Below are 9,067 nucleotides of genomic sequence, written 5' to 3'. Positions count from 1 at the left end.
ATGAGCTTTTTCAGAGCCATTGCTAATAATCAATTTATCGTGTGTTGGCTATATTGTGCTTAACTCACGAGCAAAATAGAGTTCAATTGCTAAATTAATTGATTCAGGAGGCTGCTTTTTTAATTTGGCACGCTGAATAAATTCTTCGCGAACCTCCGGCTCGCTTGCCATCCTACTCATTCTTCCCAGCAGGAGCATTTCTCTGAAATGGAATAATTTGATAAGTTCAACGGAAATACGTCCACATTCTTGTTTTATCAGTCCGGATAATTCTTTTTGCTTATCTATTGTATTGGCGAATAATTTTTGTGCTTCTTCCTGATTCCCGGTGAATTGAGTATTGAAATAATCGTATAGAACTTCGGTTATAGAGTTTCCCAACGTTACAGAGAATAGTTCCGCGGTAACTGAATTGAATAAATCAAAACCAGAGGATTGAATACTAAGGTCTGCAACAAAATCTCGAAGGCTTTCTGGAATAATCTGTTTCATTTTTCCAACATAATACCAAAATCCAGAGGTCTCGCTGATTAATGATTCTGGCGTTGCTGCTTCTGATTGATGAACCAGGCTATCCAGATAAGGATTGGCTAAAAGTCGAGTGTCTTCAATTTTTTCAATCCACGAGTATATTTTTTCCGGATGTGCTGATCGCTCCAGGTAAATCCCGTAATGGGTCATCATTTGATTCTGTATTTGTTGCTGGAAATTACGATGTATGGCTTCGATGATACGACGTTCTCTGGAATCCAAATCTGGCATTTTTCGCTCCTGAACAGAGTTATTAAAGACAGCTTGTTGCCTGAATCTCTTATGAAACAGCCAGTGAAGAGTATGTTTATTATGACTCAGAATTTGAGTTCCATTCTTCTGAACTTTATTTATATCGCATCTTGCTGCGACAATAAAGCATGCCGCGGCGAGATGGAATGGGAATTTTTCTAAGTAGGATATTGCTGATAATCGGTATTATCTTCAATCTGATAATTTGGTTCCGTAGAGCCTGTCTCCTGCATCACCAAGCCCTGGAACTATATATCCTTTTTCATTAAGATGAGTATCGACTGCTGCAGTGTAAACAGGGACATCAGGATGTTCTTCATGGAATGCAGCAATACCTTCTGGTGATGCAAGTAAACAGAGAAATTTGATAGATTTTGGATTGATCGCTTTAATTTCTTTAACTGCAGCAATAGCCGAATTCCCTGTTGCTAACATGGGATCTACAATAATGACGTCTCTATTTTGAGTGTGTTCTGGCAGTTTGAAATAATACTCAATTGGCTCCAGAGTTTTAGGATCTCTATAAAGGCCTATATGACCAATTCGTGCTGTAGGAACAAGTTGTAACATTCCATCAACCAGACCATTACCAGCACGCAGTATAGAAACAAAAACTAATTTCTTACCTTTTAATACTGGTGACATCATACTGGTCATAGGTGTTTGAATTTCTTCGAATTCTATTTCTAAATCACGAGTTACTTCATAAGCGAGCAACATACTTACTTCGTGCATCAAAGTACGGAATTTGACTGTACTGGTTTCCACTTTTCGCATAATAGTAAGTTTGTGCTGGATTAGCGGATGATTTATTACAACAACTTGATTTGAGTTCATTCCAGTTCCTTGTTAAAAAACGGTGCCATCACTGATAATTTGAATAGGTGGAGTGCCTTGAGTACGCTTTTCTTTTGCGATTCGTCGACCAGCCTCCCAGGTGCCGCCCTGGAGTACTTTAACCAGCGGCAACGATTGTTCATCCATATGGAGTTTTATGCGGATGAGTTGGGCTAATTCATCAAGTAACGCAACAGTTAACGCTCGCCACTCGACAATGGCTTCTGAGCCTGGTTCTTGAGGATGAGTCAGAAGATCTTTATTTTTGATTCGAAGCAGTTCCAAATCAATCAGTAGTCCGCCATTTCGATATTCTGGTAAACCAGTAAGGGTATCTAAATTCGTTACTTTTATCCCAGCTTCCTCTAACGGCTCTATCAAGGAATAAGCTAACCATTGAGACAGTTTATGAAATGGTACATATTCAGAGCCTGGTTTACTGGATTTTAACGCGTTATGGGTCCAAACATCCCCTAAGGAAATGCCATGAAAGGATAATCTGGTAGGCCACACATCATTGAATGCATTCAATACGGCTTGAAAAATGGTGGCAGCAGAGAGTGTGCCATCGTGCTGGAGTGCACTGACATGTAAATAAAAATCACCTAGCCGCCCATCTTTACCGAAATATTTCGGTTTTTGTTTCAATAAAGTTCCCAGACGATTTAATAACGCCACTCTTCCAGAAACTCCTTCAAGCGGGTTGGCAGCCGACACTTGGAAAGCGTCTAATAAATCTTGCTCTTTAAAACCAATCAAACGTTCGGCATCAATACGTAATGGCATCTTAGGGTCATTGCTTAACACCCCATTTTGATAAAGCGCTAAACTGGCAAGTGCAAGTCCTTCCGATCGACTGAATTCCTCCCCCGTTGCATTATCTCTGAATCTCCATAGTGGTCCCGCACCGGCATCCATAAATACACTGATGATAACCAGTTCATAAAGAATTTTGCCATATTCATCAGCCTTTGTATCTGCCAACTCGTGTTTCACTATTTTAATTCTATCAATACCGCCCGCTTCAAAATGTCGCCATCTGCTGTGGTAGGGTACATTCAGATCCGGATAATTCTCAAGCATTACGTTGATAATGTAGTCCGCAGTAGCTCCCATACGTTCTGAATTAATTCCAAAATATTCCAGTTGGTCCTTTCTCGCCAGTTCTAATAGGCGATGCGCCTGTTCTCGTATGGTGCTTGGCTCTTTAAGATGATCCAGTATCTGATAGATTTGTTGTTCTTCGTTATTCATGAAGACCGCGTCCTTTCGGTTGAGCTAATTCATTAATATCTATTATTCCATCTGGTGAATAATAGCCCGCCGCACGTTTTGCATCCATTTCAACATTGGCATCAGGAGGAATGAGATCATTTGGAATTTTAACTCGTTCAGCCACTTCTATCCCAGCTTTTTGCAGTGCATCGTATTTCATGTTGGACATAGAAACAAAGCGATGAATTTTAGTAATACCAAGCCAATGAATAATATCTGACATTAACTCCTGAAAACGCATGTCTTGAGTTCCTGCCACGCATTCAGTACGCTCGAAATATTTGGCTGCAGTATCACCGCCTTTTTGTCTCTTGCGAGCATTATAAACCAGGAATTTGGTTACTTCACCCAGTGCTCGTCCTTCCTTGCGATTATAAACAATCAAGCCTGCGCCACCTCGTTGAGCGGATTCTATGCATAATTCAATTCCGTGCGCCAGGTACGGTCTGCAGGTGCAGATGTCTGAACCAAAAACGTCAGAACCATTACATTCATCATGAATTCGGCAGGTTAATTCTATTTTTGGATCGTGAATGGTAGTCACATCACCAAAGAAATAGGCAGTCAAACCACCTATAGGTGGTAAAAACACATCAAGATCACTACGCGTTATTAACTCAGGAAACATGCCAGCTGTTTGTTCAAATAGAGTTCGTCTTAATAGTGATTCGGATATGTTGAATCGTTCAGCAATGCCTGGTAGATACCAGACTGGTTCAATAGCTGCCTTGGTAACTACCACATCACCTGATTCACTTAATATCTTGCCATCAGGCTTCAGTCGACCTTTTTGAATTGCCACATGCAGCTCAGGTATATTTATATGTGCACGGGTTACTGCTATGGTTGGTCTTATATCATATCCTGCTTTAATTTCATCGGCATAAACCGTCGCAACCATGTGTCCCCAGGGGTCTAAAGAAATTATTTTCCCGGGCTCGCCCCACTGTTTGTGTGGGCCGATTGCAACGGGTGGGGTGGTGTCGGTCAGATCAGGGACGTGTTCAGAATCAAGTACTCCTGCAGCAACGGCAAGTGCTCTATAAACAGAATAAGAACCTGAGTGAGTGCCGATAACATTTCGGTTTTTTATATTGGTAAGTGAAGCAACTACCGGGCCTCTGTCCTTCGGATTTTCTGCACCCCATTTGATTTTTAACGGTGCAGCGGTATGTCCTGCCGGATGTGATGATAAAACAATGTGGCTCTTCGATTTTTTCTTTAAATCATCGGGTGTCATGGTACTAATTCCTTTAGTTACAAGGCTGATTCCTGTTTTCTTGATTTATGATAGCAGAAGAGGTTGCTGGGTTGAAGTCAGTAAAGTTAAACCATTCAAATTTTTGAATTAATTTCGGGTTTGACAGTAATTTTAATTAATTGAAAGGATTGAGCAGTGTATCCGGGCACCTATATAAAAATGTACCATGCTGAGCATGGGCTTCCCGGATTTTGCTGTGCTCTGAGGAATCCTGGCATATTTGTGTACAATCAACAGGAGGGGAGGGTATTGAACAAACTGACCTTAATTGTGTCGTTCCCGCGCAGGCGGGAATCCATTCTTCAGACAAAGTAAGGAAGTAACTTGAAAAATGGTTTCTCGCCTGTGCTGAATCCGGGCTTTTAATTTTTTCGACTCGGGAGCCTTCTCAGGAAATATTGAATATATAGTGTCAGCAGAATAAATTCTCCAGCCAGTCATACACAACCGCGTTGGCGAACACTGTATTTCCAATCTGGCAATGACCTCCAGCTCCTTCGAAATCACTGAATTCATAATGACTTGCTTTGGTTTGAGCACAGAATTTTTCGAATTGTTTCTTAGGTTCGTGCCCCTCACTGCTTCCCAGTAAAGCAAGAGATGGAATTTTTAAATTTTTAAATGAATCGCCAACGGTAAATTGTTTTAAATACTCAAAGGTTGCTTTAAAAGAGTTTTGGCCAAACCGTCTGATGAGTTGTTCTGATTGTATCTTTAATTGTGGGGACATTACATCATCGGGTATTGATGACAAATCATCGATTGTAAAATCATCTGAGTCAGACATTTTGCATGGATCCATCATGACAAAAGAACTCATATAATCATGTAAATCAAGAATCGGTGAATTTGCTATAAGCGCTTTTATTCGTGGTTCATGACAGGCAGCACGAGTCGCAAAATAACCTCCAAAGCTAATGCCCATTAAGGTCAAGGTATGCATGTCAACTTCATGTCTGAATTCAAAGTAATTAATGACACGATGTACTGCTGATTCAAAATCAGGTTCAAAAAAGGTATCGGGGTATTTTCTAAATACATCCATTTGTCCTGGACCTGCGAAATGAATGACGTTGAAGCCCCGTTCCACTGCAGCAAGACCACGCATTATAAATTCTTCTTCTATGGTTCCATCAAAGCCACTGACTATCATAATGGTGCTTCGTTTTTCGCCATCATTTTCTGGAGAAATAAAATAAGCAGGCAAATTGATGTCTTTATATGGAATCGAATGGTTTTCAAAGTGATATTCCATGTTCGAAACCGCCGTAGAAAAGCAGTCCGCTGAATTTAGTCCTAATTTTCTGTGGTGCTCGGAGGTGCATGGTGAATAATATTCTGCTGCACGATAGGAGTTTGATGCTTTCAAAAGCTGTTCCCTGCCGCTGATAATATGATTTTTTACTAAGCGCTCCATACCGTCTTTTTTTTGCCATTCAGCAAGACGTTCAAATTCCCTTACCCAATCTTCAGGAGTACCGTCAGACATATTGTGAGCAATAGTAAGGCATTCACCTATTGATGATCCTCGATAAGCACTTGCCCCTAATTGTCGAATTAACTGGAAATCCATTTCAGCATCATCTAAACCTCTGACTCCTATAGCACCGCGACTGATATCATTCACTTTTGTTCTCCCAATCCTTGTATGAGCAAAAATTTATTAATATTTTTATGTAGTTAATAATCTTAAGCCATAATTTATAAATTGAACAAGTTCTTTAATCTCGTTATGATGTATTTTGTTTTATTAGACGCTTGGCTTTTTGCTGATTTAATAAAAAAGCAAAAAATACGCCACCCTTAACATTCAGGATGAATTCTACAATGAATACTTTAATTGTTTGTTTGCTTATCACGGTTATCATGCCTTATCTGACCAAATTGCCAGTTGGTTATGCGATGCAAAAAGCAAAAGGGGGGTATGACAATCATCACCCAAGAGCACAACAATCACAACTTGAAGGCTTTGGTGCGCGGGCTGTTGGTGCTCATCAAAATTGCTTTGAATCTTTGGCTGTATTTTCTGCCGCCGCATTGACTGCAATAGCAACCAATCATATTACCGCAACTATCGTGAATCTTGCTATCCTTTATGTACTATCTCGTATCATTTATATCTTTTTGTATTTAATGAATTTCGCTACATTAAGATCAACGGTCTGGTTTATCGGTTTTGCCTCCTGTGTTTCTATATTATGGTTATGTATTCCCTAGCTCCTAATCATCATAAATAGTTTGGCGCGACAACATCTTGCACTTATCTGAAGAATTTGCCGCGCATTCTGAATGACATGAAGCGGGAGAGGCTATACAAGTGGATCGCAGACAGTCCTTCGTATTTTCTTTAATACAATCCTGCATGTTTATTTTTATCGGAATCATGTAGGGATTAGTCAGATTCTCTGCATAAGCCAATAGGGGAAGCAGCAAAAGCAAGAGAGTGATTTTCTGTTTAATAACCAACATCTTAGCCATCCATTGATTGCCTATAGATTAATGATAGTACATCCAGTCTAAAATATGCTGTTTTTTGGGGCTTTTATCAGCTTGTTCTCTTGAAAAGCTTCCCTTTTGGCTAAGCTTTGATATCTTAATTGTGAAGAAGTACCAGATTTTTATACAAGGATGTGCATATGTCTGACTTACAACGATTACCTCATAAAATACATCATTTTGTTTGGCACTTCATAAAACAAAGCCCCTGGACGTATTTTCTTTTTTTTATAGCACCAGTGGCAATGATATTGGAAAGTAACGTGATTCCTTATTCCCTAAAAATGATAGTGGATGGAATCTCCAATCATCAAGGGAACAAATCGACCATTTTTGAAGAAATAGCCCCTGCTTTATGGCTAGGTGGGGGGGCCTGGTTTGGTTTTATTACTATTTTGCGGCTGCAAAACTGGTGGCAGGCTTATATTGTGCCAAAATTGCAGGCCAATATCAGAATGACTGTATACAGTTATCTGATTCAACACTCTCATCATTTTTTCTCGAATCAGCTGGCAGGGAATCTGGCGAACAAGATCAGTGATTTACCGCGTTCAATAGAAGCGATTCGTAAAATAATTTCCTGGAACGTATTAACAACCTTTGCCGCAATCACTGTTTCCATGTTTTTTATGATGACCATTAATCCTTGGTTCGCCTTTATTCTCTTAACCTGGATTATCGTTCAATTAATAATTAGCCTGTATTCAGCGAAACACATAAACACGTTAGCTAAAGTAAACTCAGAAGATAAAAGCAAGCTGAATGGAAAAATTGTGGACTCTCTAAGCAATATCAATACTGTGAAGCTGTTTGCCCAAAATAAATATGAAAAAAAGTACATCTGGAACACCCAAAATCAAGAAATTCAGAGTAATAAGCGACTAGTACTTTTTATCAACTTATTTCGATTGTTGGTTGATATCCCCGTAAGCATCATGCTGGTCGTGATGATTTATTCGGTTGTCAGTTTTTGGCAAAAGCAATTAATAAGTACAGGCGATCTGGTGTTTATCTTCACAACCTCTTTCGCCATAATGAACCAAATGTGGAGCCTTAGTAATGCTTTATCCGATCTTTTTATAGAAATAGGCATAGTAAAACAAGCTCTGGCAATATTATCATTGCCAATAGAAGTAAAAGATCCTGTCAATGCAGGGGAGCTCAAAGTAACTCAAGGTGAGATTCGTTTTGAAAACGTAACCTTTCATCATAAAGAAGGGTTAAAGTTATTTAACAATAAAACTTTGATAATTCCAGCAAAGCAGAAAGTGGGGCTGGTCGGCTATTCAGGCAGCGGAAAAACCACCTTTATTAATTTGTTACTGCGCTATTTTGATATACAAAGCGGAACAATACTGATAGATAACCAAGACATTAGCCAAGTAAGTCAATATTCATTAAGAAAAGGAATCAGTATGATTCCGCAAGATACTCATTTATTCCACCGGACTCTGCTGGAAAACATAAAGTACGGAAAAGAGGGCTGCACACAAGAAGAAGTATTCACCGCAGCATTCAAAGCCAATTGTACCGATTTCATCCAAAATCTTTCTAAAGGATTTGATACTATGGTAGGAGAACGCGGAACCAAGCTCTCTGGTGGCCAAAGACAACGAATCGCGATAGCTCGTGCATTTCTGCATCATTCCTCCATCCTCATTTTAGATGAAGCAACTTCCCAGCTCGATTCCCTAACCGAAGAATACATACAAGAATCTCTAAAACCACTCTGTGAAAATAGAACAACAATAGTAGTAGCTCATAAACTATCAACCCTGCTCAATATGGATAGAATTCTGGTATTTGATAAAGGAGTAATCGTCGAAGACGGAACCCATGATGAGTTAATAGAGCAAAATGGTCTTTACAAATCGATGTGGGATGCTCAGACTGCGGGGTTCTTGCCGGAGGAGTTGAAAGAAGGCATCGTCCGCAACGAGTTTGAGCGGCCGTATTTGGCGGATCTTGAATTATCTTGATGATAAAAAATGCTCATCAAAGTGCAATCTAATACTGAATGTACCCATATAGATTATGAGTGAATATTTATGGCGATAATTTCCCTCAATATATATTCAATTGGTTAGCTTATCGAGGTAATGAGGTAAAGGTAGTGAAACGGGCTGTCCTGGATTTTGTTATGCAGCACTTCAATCAAAAAGAGGATTAAGTGCCGCCATATGTGCACGTGTTTAAATACGATGTGAACTGTTCTTAGCGTCCTCCACCGGGACCTCCCCCTCCAGCTCCGCCACTTCCAATACCTCCGCCAGCTGCATCTGATGCTGAGTAAGTGGCACTACCATTGGATGTTGATGCGCAGGAAGACACAATAAATGTGCTATTGAGTAATAGAGTTAAAACAACCATGCGTTTTTTAATTGATTTAAAATTTATCATCTTGCAATTCCTTTA

General features: G+C 39.7%; 9 protein-coding genes. 2 read left to right on the top strand and 7 right to left on the bottom strand.

Going from position 1 to position 9,067, the window contains the following annotated elements; all coding sequences use genetic code 11:
• Positions 1-48: 48 nt before the first annotated feature.
• The 5 genes from Q0495_RS13770 to Q0495_RS13750 all read right to left on the bottom strand — a co-directional run bounded on the left by Q0495_RS13770 (position 49) and on the right by Q0495_RS13750 (position 5,783).
• Positions 49-762, bottom strand: a complete 714-nt coding sequence (locus Q0495_RS13770) for a hypothetical protein (RefSeq protein ID WP_298627308.1) — start codon at positions 760-762, stop codon at positions 49-51.
• A 213-nt stretch (positions 763-975) separates the two neighbouring features.
• Complete coding sequence (upp, locus tag Q0495_RS13765) at positions 976-1,620, bottom strand: uracil phosphoribosyltransferase (RefSeq protein WP_298627306.1); 645 nt, start codon at positions 1,618-1,620, stop codon at positions 976-978.
• Positions 1,621-1,632: 12 nt separating this feature from the next.
• On the bottom strand, positions 1,633-2,874 hold the full coding sequence (locus Q0495_RS13760) for a URC4/urg3 family protein (protein ID WP_298627304.1): 1,242 nt from the start codon (positions 2,872-2,874) through the stop codon (positions 1,633-1,635).
• On the bottom strand, positions 2,867-4,135 hold the full coding sequence (locus Q0495_RS13755) for a GTP cyclohydrolase II (RefSeq protein WP_298627302.1): 1,269 nt from the start codon (positions 4,133-4,135) through the stop codon (positions 2,867-2,869). The genes Q0495_RS13760 and Q0495_RS13755 overlap by 8 nt, the downstream gene beginning before the upstream one ends.
• Positions 4,136-4,568: 433 nt before the next feature.
• Positions 4,569-5,783 (bottom strand): S9 family peptidase, encoded by a 1,215-nt coding sequence (locus Q0495_RS13750; protein ID WP_298627300.1) that lies wholly within the window; start codon positions 5,781-5,783, stop codon positions 4,569-4,571.
• Positions 5,784-5,983: 200 nt separating this feature from the next.
• On the opposite strand from Q0495_RS13750, the gene Q0495_RS13745 reads away from it, so the two are divergent.
• Entirely contained in the window at positions 5,984-6,373 is a 390-nt protein-coding gene (locus Q0495_RS13745; RefSeq protein ID WP_298627299.1) for an MAPEG family protein, read from the top strand.
• Positions 6,374-6,376: 3 nt separating this feature from the next.
• Here Q0495_RS13745 and Q0495_RS13740 read toward each other — a convergent pair whose 3' ends face one another.
• Complete coding sequence (locus tag Q0495_RS13740) at positions 6,377-6,625, bottom strand: hypothetical protein (protein ID WP_298627297.1); 249 nt, start codon at positions 6,623-6,625, stop codon at positions 6,377-6,379.
• Between the two features lie 167 nt (positions 6,626-6,792).
• Between Q0495_RS13740 and Q0495_RS13735 the strand changes: the two genes are divergently transcribed.
• Complete coding sequence (locus Q0495_RS13735; protein ID WP_298627295.1) at positions 6,793-8,631, top strand: ABC transporter ATP-binding protein; 1,839 nt, start codon at positions 6,793-6,795, stop codon at positions 8,629-8,631.
• 235 nt (positions 8,632-8,866) lie between these two features.
• On the opposite strand, the gene Q0495_RS13730 is transcribed toward Q0495_RS13735, so the two are convergent.
• Positions 8,867-9,052, bottom strand: coding sequence for a hypothetical protein (locus Q0495_RS13730; protein ID WP_298627293.1), 186 nt, complete (start codon positions 9,050-9,052; stop codon positions 8,867-8,869).
• Positions 9,053-9,067 lie beyond the last annotated feature (15 nt).

It is taken from the genome of uncultured Legionella sp. (assembly GCF_937871865.1).
Taxonomy (GTDB): Bacteria; Pseudomonadota; Gammaproteobacteria; order Legionellales; family Legionellaceae; genus Legionella.
Note: the sequence above shows the minus strand (reverse complement) of the source record. Positions and strands in the feature narration are given on the sequence as shown.